15 protein-coding genes and 1 pseudogene are annotated in these 17600 nt (G+C 59.9%); 4 read left to right on the top strand and 12 right to left on the bottom strand.

Annotated features, from left to right (window positions below; translation table 11 throughout):
* Positions 1-191: 191 nt before the first annotated feature.
* From ACMX25_RS08865 to ACMX25_RS08845, 5 genes and pseudogenes are all read right to left on the bottom strand, one after another.
* Positions 192-464, bottom strand: a complete 273-nt coding sequence (locus ACMX25_RS08865; RefSeq protein ID WP_414949321.1) for a hypothetical protein — start codon at positions 462-464, stop codon at positions 192-194.
* A 125-nt stretch (positions 465-589) separates the two neighbouring features.
* A pseudogene (locus tag ACMX25_RS08860) lies at positions 590-1234 on the bottom strand (response regulator).
* Positions 1231-3276, bottom strand: coding sequence for a hybrid sensor histidine kinase/response regulator (locus tag ACMX25_RS08855; RefSeq protein WP_414949320.1), 2046 nt, complete (start codon positions 3274-3276; stop codon positions 1231-1233). The pseudogene ACMX25_RS08860 and the gene ACMX25_RS08855 overlap by 4 nt, the downstream one beginning before the upstream one ends.
* A 138-nt stretch (positions 3277-3414) precedes the next feature.
* On the bottom strand, positions 3415-3723 hold the full coding sequence (locus ACMX25_RS08850; protein ID WP_414949319.1) for a hypothetical protein: 309 nt from the start codon (positions 3721-3723) through the stop codon (positions 3415-3417).
* Between the two features lie 249 nt (positions 3724-3972).
* On the bottom strand, positions 3973-5310 hold the full coding sequence (locus tag ACMX25_RS08845) for an MFS transporter (protein WP_414949318.1): 1338 nt from the start codon (positions 5308-5310) through the stop codon (positions 3973-3975).
* A gap of 412 nt (positions 5311-5722) precedes the next feature.
* On the opposite strand from ACMX25_RS08845, the gene ACMX25_RS08840 reads away from it, so the two are divergent.
* Complete coding sequence (locus tag ACMX25_RS08840) at positions 5723-6685, top strand: hypothetical protein (RefSeq protein WP_414949316.1); 963 nt, start codon at positions 5723-5725, stop codon at positions 6683-6685.
* 517 nt (positions 6686-7202) lie between these two features.
* On the top strand, positions 7203-8057 hold the full coding sequence (locus ACMX25_RS08835; RefSeq protein ID WP_414949315.1) for a helix-turn-helix domain-containing protein: 855 nt from the start codon (positions 7203-7205) through the stop codon (positions 8055-8057).
* Between the two features lie 30 nt (positions 8058-8087).
* On the opposite strand, the gene ACMX25_RS08830 is transcribed toward ACMX25_RS08835, so the two are convergent.
* The 4 genes from ACMX25_RS08830 to ACMX25_RS08815 form a co-directional block, all read right to left on the bottom strand.
* Entirely contained in the window at positions 8088-9923 is a 1836-nt protein-coding gene (locus ACMX25_RS08830; protein ID WP_414949314.1) for an ATP-binding response regulator, read from the bottom strand.
* Positions 9893-10390 (bottom strand): putative pterin-binding protein, encoded by a 498-nt coding sequence (locus ACMX25_RS08825; protein WP_414949312.1) that lies wholly within the window; start codon positions 10388-10390, stop codon positions 9893-9895. The genes ACMX25_RS08830 and ACMX25_RS08825 overlap by 31 nt, the downstream gene beginning before the upstream one ends.
* Positions 10391-10398: 8 nt before the next feature.
* Positions 10399-12036, bottom strand: a complete 1638-nt coding sequence (locus ACMX25_RS08820; RefSeq protein WP_414949310.1) for an ATP-binding domain-containing protein — start codon at positions 12034-12036, stop codon at positions 10399-10401.
* Between the two features lie 115 nt (positions 12037-12151).
* Entirely contained in the window at positions 12152-12823 is a 672-nt protein-coding gene (locus ACMX25_RS08815) for a glutathione S-transferase family protein (RefSeq protein ID WP_414949309.1), read from the bottom strand.
* A 254-nt stretch (positions 12824-13077) separates the two neighbouring features.
* Between ACMX25_RS08815 and ACMX25_RS08810 the strand changes: the two genes are divergently transcribed.
* A complete protein-coding gene (locus tag ACMX25_RS08810) occupies positions 13078-13248 on the top strand; it encodes a hypothetical protein (RefSeq protein ID WP_179258496.1) in 171 nt (56 codons plus the stop codon).
* Between the two features lie 63 nt (positions 13249-13311).
* Here ACMX25_RS08810 and ACMX25_RS08805 read toward each other — a convergent pair whose 3' ends face one another.
* From ACMX25_RS08805 to ACMX25_RS08795, 3 genes are all read right to left on the bottom strand, one after another.
* The gene (locus ACMX25_RS08805; protein WP_414949308.1) at positions 13312-13725 is read right to left on the bottom strand and encodes a response regulator; all 414 of its coding nucleotides are present in this window, start codon (positions 13723-13725) and stop codon (positions 13312-13314) included.
* Positions 13726-14128: 403 nt separating this feature from the next.
* Positions 14129-14908: an AraC family transcriptional regulator gene (locus ACMX25_RS08800; protein WP_414949390.1), complete on the bottom strand. Its 780-nt coding sequence runs from the start codon at positions 14906-14908 to the stop codon at positions 14129-14131.
* 301 nt (positions 14909-15209) lie between these two features.
* Positions 15210-16163: a 4-hydroxyproline epimerase gene (locus ACMX25_RS08795; protein WP_414949307.1), complete on the bottom strand. Its 954-nt coding sequence runs from the start codon at positions 16161-16163 to the stop codon at positions 15210-15212.
* A gap of 273 nt (positions 16164-16436) precedes the next feature.
* Between ACMX25_RS08795 and ACMX25_RS08790 the strand changes: the two genes are divergently transcribed.
* Positions 16437-17342, top strand: coding sequence for a dihydrodipicolinate synthase family protein (locus ACMX25_RS08790; protein ID WP_414949306.1), 906 nt, complete (start codon positions 16437-16439; stop codon positions 17340-17342).
* The last annotated feature ends 258 nt before the right edge of the window (positions 17343-17600 follow it).

Here is a 17600-nt window from a genome sequence, read left to right as displayed (position 1 = left end):
ACGCGCAGCAGTGCCGCGGCCCGAGACGTCAGGCCGGTGAAACAGTTGATAGATCAAAGACCTGCAGAGGATTTGATGCATTTCGCTCGAGATGTTTATTGGCACGGCGGATTGAATCAGGCAGGTGCCGCGTCACTCGCTGCGGGCGCGTTTGCACTACATTTTGTCGGTGGCGAACTATGCGGTTCTGCTCAAGCGGCCAGCTTGGCGAGACTCATGGCAGGACGAGTTGCCTCTGGCGGATAGACATGCCAGGCGCCGTCGTCATGGCGGAAAAAGAACAACGTGAAGGTGCTGAATTCGAAGCTGACCGTGAGACGCGACGTCCGTTCCACTGCAATGCAAACGCACGGATTGCGCCCTGCGCGAAGACGATGAATGGAGCGTACGTGCAGATGCCCGGCACTCGCGGCGCCTAGCCATTTCTCAACGAGTACGCGTAAGGACTGCTCCGACGCAAGCATAATATTCTCCGAGATTTGCATTCCAATTACCCGATGAGACCATGGTAGAAGCGCAATAAACGCTTGTCCGTCGGGAGAGGTCGATTAAGGCTTCAGCCGCGGCTGGTTTTTCTGTCGGAATTTCCTTACGAGCCGTCACGCTCGGAAGTCAAACCATGTTTGATTGCATAGCGGATCAGTTCGGCGTTGTTTTCAATACCGAGCTTTTGCATGAGGCGCATCTCGTGCGTGCTGATAGTCTTGGCACTCAGCACGAGCACGTCGGCTTATCTCATTGACACTCTTGCCCGCCGCCAAAAGATGCAGCACCTGGAACTCACGGTCGGACAGAATCTCGTGCGGCGCGGCGCCGCTGGAATGGGTATCGAAGACCATGACGTCGACCAGCTTCGGATCGATGAACCGTCCGCCACCGGCGAGCTTGCGAATGGCGGCAAGCAGGATGTAGGATCGCTATCCTTCGTGACATAGCCGGTTGCACCCGCACGCACCGCGCGCGCAACGACCTGCGCTTCGTTGTGGATGCTGAGCACCAGGACCGGCAGCGCCGGGTATCCGGTGCGCGCGCGCCGGATCAGGTCGACGCCGCTGATACCGGGCATCGTCATGTCCAGGAGCAATAGGTCTACGCAGCAGCTACGCAGTTTCTCGATCACCTCGACACCCTGCGCCGCTTCGCCTGCAACTTCAATGTCCGTTGTCGTCGCCATGATCTGCTTCAGTCCGCCGCGCACGATGGCGTGATCGTCGGCTATCAGGATCCGGATCATGGGCGTTCGCCGCCGCCCAATGGAACATGAATCGATACAACGGTGCCAGTTTCAGGCGAGCTGTCAATGCGCAGAGATCCCCCAATTAACCGCGCGCGCTCGCTCATACCTAGCAGTCCGTATGAATATCCCTTGCGTGCTGCCGCGGGATCGAAACCACAGCCGTCGTCGCTGACGTAGAGGTCAAGCGTTGTCTCGGTGTTGGTCAAGGTGACGTCCACGCGCGACGCGCCCGCATGACGTGCAACGTTGGTCAGCGACGCCTGCACGATACGAAACACTGCAGTCGCATGAGCATCGTCGAGAACCGGCTCGCGGCCATTGATCCAGAGCTGGCATGACAGGCCCTTGCGTCGGCCGAAGTCCTCCACGAGCCACTCCAGCGCCGACACAATGCCGAAGTCGAGCGCCGCAGGCCTCAGGTGACTTGCGACGTTGCGCACCATCCAGATCATCTTTTCAACCAGCTCGCGCATGTCATCGGCTTTTCTGCCGGCATCCGCGTCATGGGCCAGGCGCATCTTGAGCAATGAAACGTCCATCTTCAACGCGGTCAGCAACTGCCCGAGCTCGTCATGAATTTCCATCGCGATGCGTTTTCTTTCTTCCTCACGGATTGCTTCCATGTAGGCGGATAACTCGCGTAATTGCTCGCGCGATTCCAGCAACGCGTGCTCTATGCTCTTGCGCTCGGTGATGTCCTGGATCGTGCCGACCAGCTTTAACGGCTGCATGGCGGCATCGACATCGACGCCAGCGCCGGGCATGACCTCGGCCTGGAACTGGACGATGCGCGCCACGCCGTCGGCGCCCTTGACGCGGCAATCAAGGCCGCAGGGCTGCCGTTCATCGAGCAACGCCCGCACGGCATGCCGCACCAGCGCCCGGTCCTCGCGATGCACCGTTGCAAGGAAAGTGCGGTAGTCCGGCCGCGAGAACTGCGGCGCCAACCCGAGGATCCGATACATCTCGTCGGACCAGTGGATCACGCCCGCCTTGGTGTCCCACTCCCAGTCACCCAGCCGCGCAAGCCGTTGCGCGTTCGCGAGACTCGCCTCGCTCGCCCGCAATTTTCCCTCGGCCAGTTTGCGTGCCGTCACGTCATTGAGGCCGACATAGATGGCCGGCGAGTCGTCGAAGCTCGCCACCCGGGCGGTCAGCATTGCCCAGAACGTGCTGCCGTCCGGCCGCCTGAAATTGACTTCAGTGTTGCGAAGGCCGCCGTACATGCGAAGCTGGCGCACCAGCCTGTCGCGCGTCGCGGGCTCCACGTAGAAATCGATGACATGAAGGACCGTATCGGTCCGGCAGACGAGGCCGAACAACTTTCGAAACGGCTCGTTCATGTAGAGCAGCGAGCCATGCGGCATCGACGTGATGCAAAACGGCAGCGGACTGGTCTCCACGATGTTGCGGAACCGCACCTCGCTCGAGAGCAACTTCGTTTCCGCCCGCCTGCGCTCGTCTATCTCGAGCCGCAGGCTCGCATTCGCCTGCGCGAGTTCTGCGGTGCGTTGCGCGACCCGCGCCTCGAGTTCGTCACGGGCCCGCGCCAGCGCCGCTTCGGCCTGCTGGCGCACACTCACTTCATTCGACAACTGCCGGTTCTGCACGACAAGCTGCTTGTGCATCGCGCGTAACGCCAGATGCGTACTGATCCGCGCCATCATTTCGTCGATGCGGACAGGCTTCGTCACGTAGTCCGCGCCGCCGGCAGCGAAACCCTGGACGAGGTCTTCGATGCTGGTCAGCGACGTCATGAAGATCACCGAGATGTCCCGCGTGCGTTCGTCCGTCTTCAGCCGGCGACAAGTCTCGAAGCCGTCGATGCCGGACATCTTCACGTCGAGCAAGATCAGGTCCGGCTGCGAAAACTGCGCGCGTTCGAGCGCCTCCTCGCCATCGAGCGCTACCAGCACGCGAAAGCCCTGGTCGGCGAGACTGTCCACCACGAGCCCGAGATTGGCTGGTGTGTCATCGACAATAAGGATTGCCGGCGGCTCGCTGACGCTGCCGCCCAGGTTGGCGCTTGTTTCGCTCATGACGCCGCCCTTGCCTCAAGATGCTGCTCGACTAGCCTATCTCGATCGAAAGAAACGGAAAGAACCTGATGTCCTCCAGCTTTCAAATTCATTCAAATTCGCTGGCAAGAAAGGTTGACGCAAATTACCGACGCAGCCCTAACCGTTTGCCGCGAGAGTAAACGGACCGAACGAGTTCCCCAGAATCTCGTCGATGCGATCCGCGAGGTCGCACAGCACGCCCGACTCGTCTACATCGAGTGTTTCCGCGTGGAATTTCCGAAGCTCCCACATGGTGTCTGCAAGACGCCTGATCGATATGGGTCCGCTATTGATCAGCGGCCAGCAGTGCATGAGATAGGCAAGCGGAATGACGTTCCTGTTCTCGCACCATGAATCGAACAAGCGCAGGCAGATAGTGTGGATATGCTCCACCGCATTTTCGCGCTCGGACAGATACGGAATCATGGCGGATAACCGGAAGGACCCATTTTGAGCTTGAGAGTCTAGGCGGCCGAAAAATATTGCACAGTCAGGAAACGCGAAAAGTGGACAGGGACGTATGCTGATTCCCCTGTCAGAAAATCCTTACGGAGGTAAGGAATATGGCTGGATAACAGCCGGCAATGCACTCGCCCGATTGAATGCGAAAGGAGCCCCTTTAGGGACTCCTTTCGCGGCACAAGCCAAGCTCGATTCGAGCGTTCAAGACGACCTTTAAGCGTGCCGTGAACTTTCTTCTGCCAGAGGCTGGGGCGCGTTCTCCAGAGCGCTGTCGTGACGAAGCAGGAGGACCGCTGCCACGCCGACCAGCCCGGCTCCAGACAGACAAAGAAGACCTGCAGCAAAACTGCCGGTACTGTCCTTGATCCACCCCATCGCATACGGTCCGAAGAAGCCGGCCAGATTGCCGAGCGAGTTCACCGCGGCAATGCCGCCCGCTGCGGCCGCGCCCGAAAGAAAGGCGGCGGGCAGGGTCCAGATCACTGGCAGGCAGCCGAATATGCCAAAGCCGGCAATAGACAGCGCGATCATTTTCAACACAGGATCATCCAGTGCGGTCGATGCCGCAATTCCGCCGGCGGCCACCAGCAGCGGAATAGCCACATGCCACTTGCGCTCGAGCTTGCGGTCGGAGCGGCGCCCCCACAAGATCATGCTGAACGCACCGACGATGTACGGCAGCGACGTCACCAGCCCCGTCTGGACATTGCCAAGACCAAATCCCTTGACGATCTGCGGCAGGAAAAAACTCAGGCCGTAGTTGGTCGCGTTGGCGCCGAAGTAAATGAGCGCGACAGCAAGAACACGTGGGTTAAACAAGGCTTCGCGCACACTGAAAGAACGCACGGCCTCGCGCTGCGCGCGTTCTTGAGCTTGCCGGTTGACGAGCCACTCACGCTCCTCGGGTGCGAGCCAGGTTGCGTCCGCCGGTTTGTCGGTGAGATAAAACAGGACCACGAACGATAGGAACAGGGCCGGCAATGCTTCAATCAGATAAACCCACTGCCAGCCTGCGAGGTTAGCGAGTTTGTCGAGGTTGAGCAGCGCACCGGAGATAGGCGCGCCTATTACGGTGGACAACGGAATGGCCACCATGAAGTAGCCGACCACGCGAGCGCGGTACGCCGCCGGAAACCACAGCGTCAGCAAGAAGATGATGCCCGGGAAGAATCCCGCTTCAGCAATCCCGAGCAACACGCGCAAGGTGTAGAACACGTGCGCGGCCGAGAATCCCGTCAACCGCGAAATCGCGGGGATGAACGCCATGGCGCCGGCCAGGATGCCCCAGGTGAACATGATCCTCGCGATCCATCGGCGCGCACCGAACTTCTCCAGCAACAGGTTGGATGGAACCTCGAAAAAGAAATAAGCGATGAAGAAAATCCCCGCGCCGAAACCGAAGGCGCTTGAGGACAACCCCAAGTCTTTATTCATCTGCAACGCGGCGAAACCGACATTGACGCGGTCCAGGTACGCGATGAAATAACAGAGGATCAGGAACGGGACGAGTCGCTTCGTCACGCGGCCCAAAGTGCGGTTTTCGAGTTCCACTAGCCTTCCCCCAAAGTCAAAGTTTTAAAGGTTCATCGACATCGTGTTCGGAATGTTCGTATCTGCTTACCGTAGAAAGCATAGTGCTCCTAAGGCGAAGCGGGAAGTAGTATGTGCCCGTGAAATCTTGTTTAATGGCGAGATAACGCGAGCCCGCCATCGGCAGAATTGGCCGAATCATGCGTACGCAAGTCGGATTCGGGAGAATTGTCTGCGGGTAATAACGTATGAGCGACTGTAAGGAGCTCCGCTCGATTCCGTTCTTGTGTAGACCCAAACGTAAGCGCCGTGTGTCCAATCCGCGCAATTGGGCATTACCCGAGAGCACCTCGTGGCACGTCGCCGAATAGAGTAGCGGGATATGGAGCGCGCAGCGCTTGACCTCTGTTGGAGGCCTCTCGGGAGAAGGCACATGCGAAGCGATTGGAAAGCCGGCCTTCGTGCCCTGGCCGGCGCCATCCTGATGACCGTCGTGGCCAGCCTCGTAACGACTCTGCCGACTATTGGCAGCGCCCGCGCCCAAGCCGGCACGCCAACGCTCGCAACGCCGGCCGCGCCCATGCATATCCGCATCCTTCGCGTGCAGGATGAAGTCGTTCGGGAAAGGCGCTGGGATTTTCTGATCGCGGCACTGGACCATACGACGCCCAGGTACGGACCCTACGTAATCGATGCCTACCCCGAGCCAATGTCAACGCAGCGTGAGATTGAAGAGGTCATCAACGGCCGCCTCATCAATGTGATTGCAAGCGACCCCGGTCACCCCGACCTCAATGCACAAGCCATACCGATTGCTATTCCCATCGATAAGGGACTGCTTGGTTATCGGGTCTCATTGATCCGGCGCGATCAACAAGCGCGCATCAATGAAGTCAATGACATCCAGGGCCTTCGCCTGCTGAATGTTGGTCAGGGTCAGGACTGGGGCGACGTACCCGTGTACCAGTTCAACAAGATCCCGCTCGTCACGGCAAGTCACTACGATCAACTATTTCCGATGCTGGTTCACCGCCGTTTTAACCTGTTCCCCCGCGGCGTGCTCGAGATCACGCCCGAGCTCATTTCGTTTCGCACCCAGTACCCCGAAATGGCGATCGATACTCATCTGCTGATCCGCTATTTCTATGCGCAATTCTTTTACGTCAACAAGGCTGATCCACGTGTCGCCCGACGAATCAAGGATGGCCTGGAGGCAATGCGAAAAGATGGGAGTTTTGACGCGCTCTTCCAGAGGAATTTTGGGCAGGCCGTTGCCGACCTGCATCTGGATCGACGAGTGTTGATCGAATTGACGAATCCGTTTGTTCCCCCGTGGGTGCCGGTTGAGCGCAAGGAGCTCTGGCTCGATCCGGTCACGGCCGGAAAACCCGGTTGAGGAAAACGTTGTAAGGCCCTAGCGGCGAAAGTCCTGTTCGATCGGATTCAGTTTGATCTACATCGCAGCCATCAGACTCAGCACATTCACCACGCCCGAACGATCGTGCGAATAATCTCCTCTACGCTCGAGAAAATCTTCTGGCATTACACGGCGGGAGTGGTGTGATTATTGCGCGGCAATGGCCGTGCTTAGAGCGCATGTCATCGAGTGGTCATTCATGCAGCCGGTCAAACAACCCGAGTGCCCGTCAACTGTTTAAGAATCGCTTCGCGCGGCTTCATGCCGCTATCGGATTACAGAGAACGTTTGCTAAGCTGGAACGAGCGAGCGATTCAAATGGGCCGGTGCGTTCGGAACCGGTAACAACCTCCCGGTTCCTTGGAGCGCTAGCATTTATCTTCGCAAGAGTTTTTCGAACTAACCCTCTCTTACCCCTACAATAGGCCCCGATCCATTCACAAATCCGCGTCACCGTCTTTGAGCCCACCACGCGCTTTTACTGGTCCACAGCAGCATGGTCACTGAAACCTCATCCTCTGATTCCCTCGCAGTCGCTCAGCGCGTTCGCGATCTAATGAATCGCCACGGCATTGGCAAGCGGCAGCAAACGGCCGAGCTTTGTCGAATCCTCGATCTCAGTTTCTCGCAAGGGCATAGAAAGCTGCGTGGCAATAGCCCGTGGACGCTTGCGCAGATTCGCCGCGTGGCCGACGCGTTTGGCGAGCCCGCGTTGCAGCTCTTCGACGCGAAGAACGCCGATGTCGACGACACTGAAGGCACTGCCCAGGATGCCGTCCTGATGCTTGGCGCAATCGAAATTCCGTGCGTTGCGTGGATTGGCGAAGCACTCGATCCGGGCAGCCGTCCGGATTTCATCGCCCAGAACATGAACGGACGCTGGCTCGTGACAACGCACGAAGGCGTGTTGCTGCATGCCGCTCACGATGTCCACAAGATCGAGATCCAGCCGCGTCGCACAGACATGGACAAGCCGCTGATCGCGGTCGTGGACGACGATCAGACTTCAGCCGACAACCTGCACGATTATCTCGAGCGCAGCGGCTTCACAGCGGTCGCGCTGTATGGCCTGGACGGGTTTTCGCAAGCGCTGCAGACGCAAGTGTTCGACGCGGTGGTGATCGACTGGCTGTTCGGCGCGCATACGTCCGCCGACGCTATCCGCGCTGTGCGCAACTCCGACAACCCGGATGCACCCATTTTCGTATTGACGGGCGAGCTGACGACCGGCAAGGCGAGCGAGTCGGAAATCAGCGACATCATCCAGCGCTATAACGTCACCTGTTTCGAGAAGCCGGCACGCATGGCAATTCTCGTGGCGGACTTGTCAAAGCGCTTGCAACGCACCTGATTTTCTCCGCCCAACACCCAACGTCAAAGCTCAATGAATTCGTCGTGTTGCCGATAAAGCCCGCGCCAAGGCGCTTTTCAGCACTTCGTAGCGCACTGGTTTGAGCAGGTAATCGAAGAACAGAATGGCGGCGCTTGGGTCCACCAGATCCGGCGCGTATGCGCTCACCGCAATCACCGGCAAGCTCGCGCCCGCCGCCCGCCGTGCGCGATATTCATTCACGAACGAGTACCCGTCCTTGCCCGGCATGTGCAGGTCGGCGAGGATCACATCGGCCTGATTGTTCTCCAGCCATGCGAGCGCGCTGTCCACGTCGGACATGGCCACGCTTGCATAACCCAGGTGCGCCAGCATTTCAGTGAGCGACTCGCGGATGGAATCGTGATCGTCTATGACCAGCACGCGTGCTTTCCTTATCGGCGGCAAGTCGGCAGGCGCGCGCTCGCGCTCGGGCATTCGCGCCACCGGTGCAGCGGGCAAACTCACGCGGAACGCGGCGCCCTGCCCGACATCGCTCGACACATTGACTACGCCGCCCAACAACTCGACCAGTCCGCGCACGACGGCCAGGCCCATGCCGGCACCATCGAAACGCCGGGTCGTCGATGAATCGAGCTGCGTGAATTCCTTGAAGATCAGCGGCAACTGCTCGCGCGCAATCCCGGGACCAGTGTCGATAACGGAGATATCGAGCCGTTCAAGCGAGCGTTCGAAACGCACATCGACTGAACCGGAATCGGTGTACTTGATCGCGTTCGTCACCAGGTTCGTCACGATCTGACGCAGCCGGTGCTGGTCCGATTCCACCAGCCCCGCCTCGCCCGTAAACTGCCCGCGTAACATCAGACCCTTCGCCACCGCCGCCGGTGTGTTCGCGTCCACAATCGAGTCAAGCAGTTCCATGGGATCGAACACAGTCAGCCGCAATTCAAGCTTGCCGGCGCCGAGCCTCGCGAAGTCCGTCAGGTCGCGCATCTGCGCTTCAAGATGGCGTGCGCCGGTCTCGAGCCGCTGGATGATCTTGCGATCGGCTTCACTGTGCAGGTTCAGTTCAAGCAGTTCCACCGACGACACAATGGCATGCAGCGGCGTGCGCAATTCGTGGCTGATCATGCCGAGGAACGCGTCCTTCGCCTGCGATGCCTCGCGTGCAGCGCGGGTTGCCTGATGCTGCGCTTCGAGCGCCGCGCGTTGCTGGTGAATCAGGCGCGAACGCCGCTGGCCGTTGAGCAGCAGCATGGCGGTGGCGACCATGGAGAGCAGCGCGAGCAGCATGCCCGCCGCGAACAGGTAACGCCGCTTTGAAACGAAATCGCGCGCGATGTAGTCACGCTCAGCCACGTCGACCACGCGGCGTCCGTTCGCCAGTTCGTTCACCGCGTCCTGGTTCTGCCGCAATACGCCGATGATCTTCAGCGTGCGCCCGGGCTCCTTCTTCAACGAATCAATATCGGGTTCGATAGACTCGAGCGCCGCTTCCAGTTGCCGCAGGATCTCTTGCTGGCGGCTTCGCAGGGTACCGCTATCGGAGAGCATCGCGGTGGACGTGGTGACAACAGCGAGCTTCGATTCAAGCACCTCGAAGCGGAGCTGGATCTCGTCGGTGTCGGCGTCAATTCCGCTGCGATACAGCAGGATCTGGTTCGCAAAGCGGCCGTACGCAATCTGGAATTGCGCACCGTCCCAGTAGAAACCGTCATACGGCATGGTGAGTTGCTGCGTGGTCTGGTTCGCCAGCAGCACGGAATACAGCACGTAGCCCACGCCGCCAAGCGGCGGTGCAATGGCTGCCGCAACCAGCATCGCGACTTTGAAACGGCGCAGCCCCGCACGCATCATTTCACGACCATCCCTTTGATCTGCCACACGAACTTAGCTTCCGCTGCCGAACCACTCAGCTCCGACGGATATGCGTCGCGCGGATAAATCAGGAATAGCGGACCAAACTTGTCGACCGTAAGGCGCACGCCGTTCCTGCTGTAAGCCAGGATCGCGCCGTAACGCTCCGCTTCCGCCGCGCTCACCGTGTAGGAATAGTCGTCGATCGTGCGCAATTCGATGGCGTCGCCACGTGCATTCACGAGGTTCAGCACGTCACCCAGGAGCGGCCCGGAAAAGGTGGACTTCGGCGTCCAGGTGGTCGAAGTGGTGATGGTGTGGACAGGAAGCTTGAGGAGTTCGGCTTCGCCGATGTGATAGACGCTATGGTCAGCGTCGTTAGTACGCCCGATCAGTCCCTGCACGTCCAGCGCCAATGGCGCGGCGCTCACGGCAAGCGGCAACACGGCAAGTAGCGAAGCCGCGAGCCTTCTTAAGACCTGCTGTTGTGTCATGGCGGCGGTCAATGCTGTTCGTCGAATGCGTGCGCCGCACGCTCGGACGCCACCACGATCAACTTCATGGTGGCACGCGTCGCGCCGACAAAGAATTTGCGTGCGACCTGTTCGTCGAACGTGTCGAAATCGACTTCGGTCAGGATCACGCAAGGCGCCGATTGCCCCTTGAACCGGTAGATCGATTCGAGCAGCACGTCACCTTCGCGATACTCGGGATTCCCGAACAAATCGTACGTTCCGGTGAAGCTGCGCAAGCGATGCGGCCCGAGCTGGTCAACCGACGTCAGCACCGAACCTTCGCGCCCGCGAAACGACAATACCGCGATGTCCTGCTTCCGGTAGCCGAGCGCCAGCGCCTGGGTGATCGCCCGCTTGGTCGCTTCGATCACTTCGTCGGGATGGCCGTTTTCGTAGGTGGAAAGACTGACTTCGGAGCCATCGAAAGGACTGCCGGCGTCAAGCCGTACCTCGCGTCCGACGATCCGGCGGATGTACGCCAGCAAGTCGCGCGGACTGCGATAGTTCGTGGTCTCGCGTAGCGTGGTCCAGCCGGGCAGTGGCACGGGATCGCGAAAATACAGGTTCTGCATGGGATCTTCGAGCCACCACCACGCGCCGTCCGGCTTCAGCAAACGGGCCAGCGCGTCCACCCACGCCGCATGGAAATCCTGGCCTTCATCGACAATCAATACGTCGAACTTCCAGTGCTCCGCGATCTCGACATTCGCGAAACGCTCCTCCAGCGTGGTGAATACGTTCGGCTGGCTGAAATCCGGCGGCGTGCCGGCATCGCGCGTCACGCTGGCGCTGAGCTGGTGATAGTTGGCAATGCGTGCTTCCGGCGGTGCGACCAGCCGGATGTGATCAGCGAGCGGACGGTTGAAACAGACGTACAGCACGCTGCGGCCCTTCGCCACCGCGTCACGCATCACTTGCACGGCCAGTTGCGTCTTGCCCGAGCCGGCCGTGCCAATCACGCGCAGCCTGAACGGCTCGAATTCCAACCGGCGCGCCCACGTAGCGAGACCTCCCGAGAGGCGGGTGACGAGCATGTCGGCCTGACCGACGAGCGCGTTGGTATCGGGCGTGAGGGCGAGTTCGTCGGAGAGAAAATGATGGATCCGCGCAGACGCTTCGAAACGCGGCTCGTCGGGCGGCAGGATATCCAGCACGACGGACGGCAGCATCGCCTTGCGACTGGCATCGACAATACGCGCTTCGGGCACGCCTGCAATGGACACGTCCTTCACTGTGTAATCCGGGCAATACAGCAGCTCTTCAATCCGGTAGGTACCCGCGCCGAATGCGGCGGTGAAGCGGCGGTGCAAGTTCTCGAGCGTCCGTGCAAGCTGGATGGCGACGCTGCGCTCTTTCTGCATGTAGACTTTCATCAGGCCCGCGGGCGTCTCACGCAGGAACCCCGCCTTTTGTTCGATGACCAGCACCCGGCCCGACGGCGCGACCACCACGAAGTCCGCTTCGCCGAACACCGAAAAACCTTCGTTGATGCGGGTCCAGTGAACACCGTGATACACGGTGTAGTCGTCGGGGAGTTTTGCGAGCAGCGCCAGCGTGTCGAGTTCACGCACGGCAGCGCCGGTCGCTTCCATATTCTTCCAGTCGTCGGGGACGATTCGAGCCATGCTTCGCCTTCGGGCCTAAGTGCGTATGAATGCGTGTAAAGCCGGAAAGACCCTGATTCAAGCGGGATTCCGGCAACCAGCGGCCATTGTACGCAAGCCGCGCGGCCGTCCCGGATCAGTCCGCAAAATCGTATTTGCCGCCACGCTGCAATGCGCGTTGAAACGCGGGACGCTCATGAATCCGCTTAACGAAAGCCGCAACATGGGGAAGCTTCTTCGCGCCCGCACGCTGGATTGCGGCTTCGAGCGGGAAGCTCATTTGCACGTCGGCGGCGCTAAAGGAATCGCCTGCGAACCATTCGGACTTCGACAGTTCGCTTTCGATGAAACCGAAGTGCAGTTTCAATTGCGGGTCGATGAAACTATCCTGCATGGTCTGCGCGATCCGGCGCGCGACAGGCTTGACGAAGAACGGCATGCGCGCGCTGCCAATGCGCAGCGCCACCAGCTTGAGCAACAGCGGCGGCATGGCGGAGCCTTCGGCGTAGTGCATCCAGTAGTTATAGCGAAGGCGCTCAGGCGTGGTCCCGTGCGGCGGCGCAAAACGCCCTTGCCCATAACGCTCGTTCAGGTACTCGATGATCGTGCCGGACTCGGCGATCGTCTGGCCGTCGTCCGTGATGACCGGCGACTTCCCCAACGGATGCACAGCGCGCAACTCGGGCGGCGCGAGCATGGTGTTGGGGTCGCGCTGATAACGCTTGATTTCATACTCGACGCCCAATTCTTCAAGCATCCAAAGCACGCGTTGCGAACGGGAATTGTTGAGATGGTGAACAATGAGCATGGGTGATTGCCGTGGAGATTGAGAGCCGGGGTTTAAATCCGAGGTTGCAGTGCGGGCGCAAACGCGCCAAGAATACAACATGGCTGCGTACGGGCGTTCGCATTCATACCGAGCTTATCCTCGGTTTGGTGTCGAATTCGTGGGTAAGGCCCGATTTGTGCAACTGCCGCTTTTGCAACTGCGATCGAACGCGGGTTGCCGTTCGCTGCTATTCCAAGTTTCCCGAAATCAAAACAACACAAAAGGACCATTCGATGACCCTGGTTATTTATCTGTTGGGCTGGCTGATCCTGATCGGCGGCGTGTCATGGGCGCTGGTCGCCATGCACGTCGCGCAGCACACCATCATGATTGTCGATGTGATCTTGCTGGGCATTGCGGTGATCACCGGCGCGACTCGCGCGCGCAACCGCGACCGGTCGTAGGATCGTCATCAGCGTGCAGGACGCGCTTGTCCTGCACGTACGAACTCGCGCTGCGAATAAACGCTACGACAACACGCGCGAGTTGAGCGACTGCTGGATCAGTGTCACGAGTGCGTCGGGGTGCGCGGGTTTGGTCATGAAGTGCTGGAACCCTTCGCCGATGCTTCGCAAGCGGTACTCGTCGCCGTCGTGGCCGGTGAGCGCAATCGCTATCGATGGCGTCAGGTTGCCTCGAATCTCATGATCTCGCAGGCGCTGGATCAGGTAAAAGCCATCCATCATCGGCAAGTCGATGTCGCAGATGACGGCGTCGGGTAACTCCCGGATGACAGTCTCGGCGCCCTCTTCGGCGTCCGACACGGCGAAGACTTCAGCGCCTTCTTCCTCCAGCAGCATTCGCAGTGATTCGCGGCTCTCCAGGTCATCTTCGATCAGCACAATCCTGGTACGTCCCAGTCTCGCTACTTCATTCATCATTATCTTTTCTAACAGCCCAAACTGGATTCTGGTGCCAATGTCGCGGCTCTCGCCTCTCACCCACTGCGGACCTTACGGCACGACGGCATGAGATCCATGCGGCACCGTGTGATCTGCCGCGTGCGCCGGTGTCGAACGTCGCGCGGATTGCAAATTCAACGGGCGCAGTATGCCTCATTGCTCACTTATTGCCTGTCGAGCAAACCTGCAGCAAAAAACAGACCGAGCGCAGAAACTGCATGAGGAACCACGGCGAAAGCCTCTCTACGCGGGGCTCTGCGCAAACCCTAATGAGTTCACTTCAGTGACGCGCTAGCGCATGCATCGCTCTGTTTCAGCAATCGGGCTGGTAATTTTTTACCGTGTGTACCGGTTCGAAAGTTCAGACTTATCGATGCCGCTATCACGATGAAAGTTTCGCCGCGGCATGAGTCGCAGCATGCGTTGCAGCATGGGTTGCCGGACGCGTCACCACATGATGAGTCCGCAACAGCGCACGATATTCGGTCGGCGTCAGGCCCACGGTCGCCTTGAACTGCCGCGTGAACGCACTGTGATCAGTGTAACCACATAACGCGGCTACGTCGGTGACCTTGTCGTGTGTGACGAGCAGCGCCGTAGCTGCATCGAGCCGCGTCTTGAGCAACACTTGACGCGGCGTCAGATGAAATACCTTGTGGAAATAACGCTCCAGCTGGGCAATCGACATGTTCGCCATCGACGCCAGATGCGGCATGTTCAGCGGCTGCACGAAGTTGCTCTGGATATGTTGCACGACGGCCGCGAGCCGGCTGTAAGCCGGGTGCGTCCCTTCGTCTGCCTGCAGGTCGCGTGAGATGCCGGCGAGACCGACCACCGTGCCGTGCGCATCGTGGAGCGGCTGCTTGGACGTCATACACCAGCCGGGCTGACGCGCCGGGTAGAGATGCAGTTCCAGCTGGTCGATCATCGGGTTGCCCTGCGCGATGATGGCCTGGTCCTGCGCCGTATAAATGCGGCCAAAGCGCTGCGGAAAGACTTCTTCCGCGGTTTTGCCAAGCAACCCCAGCTTGTCCTTCAGGCCGCAACGCGAGGCCAGCGCGCGGTTCACAAGCGCGTATCTCGCCTGCGCGTCCTTCACGAAGAATACGATATCGGGCATCGCGTCGAAGACCGGTTCCAGCAGCCTGAAATGCTGCAGCATGGCCTCGAGCGTCGCCGCGCCCGCGGGGGCAGCGAGCGTGGCGTGCAAGCCGGGGGGCGCGGCGCCGTGTTCGGGTTCAGCATGCGCCGGACGGTCCGTCGTAATGGTCATTCGCGTCTCGCTGGCGTCGTCGGGGTCCGCAAGTGCCGCCCATGCCCCGCATGCTGCGGGCAGAGGACGCGCACCTCGTTGCGCCCGATTATAGAGGCGAGAAGCGTCCGTCAAAATTGGTGTTGACGACAGGCAGGCGTGGAAAAATCAGAGGACGAATGAATGGCGCAAGCGTTGCACGGACTTCAGCTCAGGCTGCGGGAACACCCCAAGCGAATGGGTCGGTGCTGTCGAAGCAAAGCCGCCCCTCAGCCATGATGTGCGCATGTCCTGTGATGGTCGGAATGACCGCCTGGCCCGCGAGTTCGTCCGAGTGGCGGTAGCTCGCTTCGAACACGCTGCCAATGATGCTTTCCTGCCGCCACACTTCACCCTCCGCCAGTTTGTTGTCGGCGGCGAGACACGCGACCTTCGCGCTTGTGCCCGTGCCGCAAGGCGAACGATCGTAGGCGCTGCCGGGACACAGCACGAAATTGCGGCTATTGATTCCCGCACGCGGCGAGTCCGCGAACAATTCAATGTGGTCGATCATCGTGCCGTCTGCGCCGGTAATGCCTTGCGCTTGAAGTGCCTCGCGAATGGCGTCGGTGAACGCTGTCAATCTGGTCAGGTTCGTGGCAACGAGATCCTGGCCGTGATCGGCTACGAGAAAAAACCAGTTGCCGCCCCAGGCGATATCGCCCGTCAGCGGCCCATAACCCTCCACATTCACACGGACCGCTTGCCGGTACCGATACGCCGGTACGTTTCGCACGCTCACGCTGCCGTCCGGATGCAAGGTGGCGTCGACAAACCCTGCAGGGGTCTGGATCCGGTGCAAACCCGGTTGAATCTTCCCTAAGTAAGCAAGGGACACGATCAGGCCAATCGTGCCGTGGCCGCACATGCCGAGGTACCCGACGTTGTTGAAGAAGATGACGGCCGCCGCACACGCGGGGTCGTCCGGCTCGCACAACAATGCGCCTACGATTACGTCCGAACCGCGTGGTTCGGTGACCACGCCCGCGCGCCAGCCGTCGTGTTTCGTCCGAAGGTTTTCCAGGCGCTCAGCGAGCGTGCCGCCGCCTAGATCCGGTCCACCGGACGTGACAAGACGGGTGGGCTCGCCGCCGGTATGGGAGTCGATGAAGCTTAGGGTTTTCATGCTGACATCGTAGAAATTCGGGCGCGAACCGTCTTGGTGCCGCTCAGCGAATTTGATGCCGATTTCGGCATAGATGACATCGATTTGCCAAGTCCCTAAGCGCCGGGATATCGAAGGCCCATGGCGTGATTCCGGCGCAGACAAGCCGCTCGTTCCGAAGGCCGGGACATGCCGGTTGTGCCGAAATCGGCATCGCAATCGCGCGCAACATGCAAGACGGCCCTTTCTGCAATGCTTAGACTTCACCCATCGATTACTTTTAGGAGAGCCGCCATGGCGCATATCTGGGAAGGCGTAATGCCCGCCGTCACGACCAAGTTCAATGCGGATTTCAGCATAGACCGCGCTTGGACTAAGAAGAATATCGAGGCTCAGATCGCGGCCGGGGTCGACGGCATTATCGTCTGCGGATCGCTTGGCGAAGCATCGACACTCTCGCTCGATGAGAAACTGGACGTGCTCGATATTGGAGTCGATGCAGCCCAGGGACGCGTGCCCGTCCTGCTGACGATTGCGGAAAACAGCACGCTCGACGGTTGCCGCCAGGCGGAACTTGGCGTCAAGCACGGCGCTGCCGGTTACATGGTGCTGCCGGGTTTGCGTTATTTGTCGGACCGGCGCGAAACGCTCAACCACTTCCGCGTGGTCGCCAGTGCGAGTCCGTTGCCGATCATGGTCTACAACAATCCGCTCGCGTACGGCGTTGACGTGACACCGGAAATGTTCGCCGAACTCGCCGACGAAAAGAAGCTCGTTGCGATCAAGGAATCGGCCGGCGATGTACGCCGCTTCACGGATCTCATCAATGCGGTCGGCGATCGCTATGCGCTCTTTTGCGGCGTCGATAACCTCGCGATGGAAGCCTGCCTGATGGGCGCGCACGGCTGGGTTGCAGGGCTGGTTTGCGCGTTCCCTGACGAGACCGTGGCCATCTTCAAGCTGCTCAAGGCAGGGCGTCTGGAAGAGGCACGTGCGATCTATCGCTGGTTCGCGCCGCTGCTGGCGCTCGATGTTTCGGCCAAGCTCGTGCAGAACATCAAGCTGGCCGAAGCCATGGTCGGTCTGGGCACCGAACCGGTCCGGCCGCCGCGCTTGCCGCTTGCCGGTGACGAACGTCTCGCGGTGGAAGCGTTGATCAAGCGTTCGATCGAAACCCGGCCGGTCTTGCCGACGTTCTAAATCGGGCTTTCCCTGCGGCGGGTACGGACTTGTTCTCATTGAAACAAGTCCGTACCCGCCGCAGCTTTATCGATGTCCAATACTGGAAAATCCCACCTCCAGCCTTAAAAACGAGCCTCTTATGGCTCCGTTTACCTCGTTCAGCGCGCTCCGCCTGAACGCAAATGCAAGCCGTCCGCGCCCGCCCCAAAGCCCTCAAAATCGGCCTGGTACCGTTTGACTTCAAGACACAAATCGAGCATTCGTTATATTCTACGG

The sequence above is a fragment of the Caballeronia eucalypticola genome (assembly GCF_047608185.1).
Taxonomy (GTDB): domain Bacteria; phylum Pseudomonadota; class Gammaproteobacteria; order Burkholderiales; family Burkholderiaceae; genus Caballeronia.
The sequence above is the reverse complement of the archived record's forward strand: the minus strand, read 5'-3'. Positions and strand labels throughout refer to the sequence as shown.

Bases quoted from the DNA above. Each gene is read 5' to 3' on its own strand.
- ACMX25_RS08865 (WP_414949321.1), bottom strand. From the start codon at position 464: ATGCTTGCGTCGGAGCAGTCCTTACGCGTACTCGTTGAGAAATGGCTA.
- ACMX25_RS08855 (WP_414949320.1), bottom strand. From the start codon at position 3,276: ATGAGCGAAACAAGCGCCAACCTGGGCGGCAGCGTCAGCGAGCCGCCG.
- ACMX25_RS08850 (WP_414949319.1), bottom strand. From the start codon at position 3,723: ATGATTCCGTATCTGTCCGAGCGCGAAAATGCGGTGGAGCATATCCAC.
- ACMX25_RS08840 (WP_414949316.1), top strand. From the start codon at position 5,723: ATGCGAAGCGATTGGAAAGCCGGCCTTCGTGCCCTGGCCGGCGCCATC.
- ACMX25_RS08835 (WP_414949315.1), top strand. From the start codon at position 7,203: ATGGTCACTGAAACCTCATCCTCTGATTCCCTCGCAGTCGCTCAGCGC.
- ACMX25_RS08825 (WP_414949312.1), bottom strand. From the start codon at position 10,390: ATGACACAACAGCAGGTCTTAAGAAGGCTCGCGGCTTCGCTACTTGCC.
- ACMX25_RS08820 (WP_414949310.1), bottom strand. From the start codon at position 12,036: ATGGCTCGAATCGTCCCCGACGACTGGAAGAATATGGAAGCGACCGGC.
- ACMX25_RS08815 (WP_414949309.1), bottom strand. From the start codon at position 12,823: ATGCTCATTGTTCACCATCTCAACAATTCCCGTTCGCAACGCGTGCTT.
- ACMX25_RS08810 (WP_179258496.1), top strand. From the start codon at position 13,078: ATGACCCTGGTTATTTATCTGTTGGGCTGGCTGATCCTGATCGGCGGC.
- ACMX25_RS08805 (WP_414949308.1), bottom strand. From the start codon at position 13,725: ATGATGAATGAAGTAGCGAGACTGGGACGTACCAGGATTGTGCTGATC.
- ACMX25_RS08800 (WP_414949390.1), bottom strand. From the start codon at position 14,908: ATGCTGCAGCATTTCAGGCTGCTGGAACCGGTCTTCGACGCGATGCCC.
- ACMX25_RS08795 (WP_414949307.1), bottom strand. From the start codon at position 16,163: ATGAAAACCCTAAGCTTCATCGACTCCCATACCGGCGGCGAGCCCACC.
- ACMX25_RS08790 (WP_414949306.1), top strand. From the start codon at position 16,437: ATGGCGCATATCTGGGAAGGCGTAATGCCCGCCGTCACGACCAAGTTC.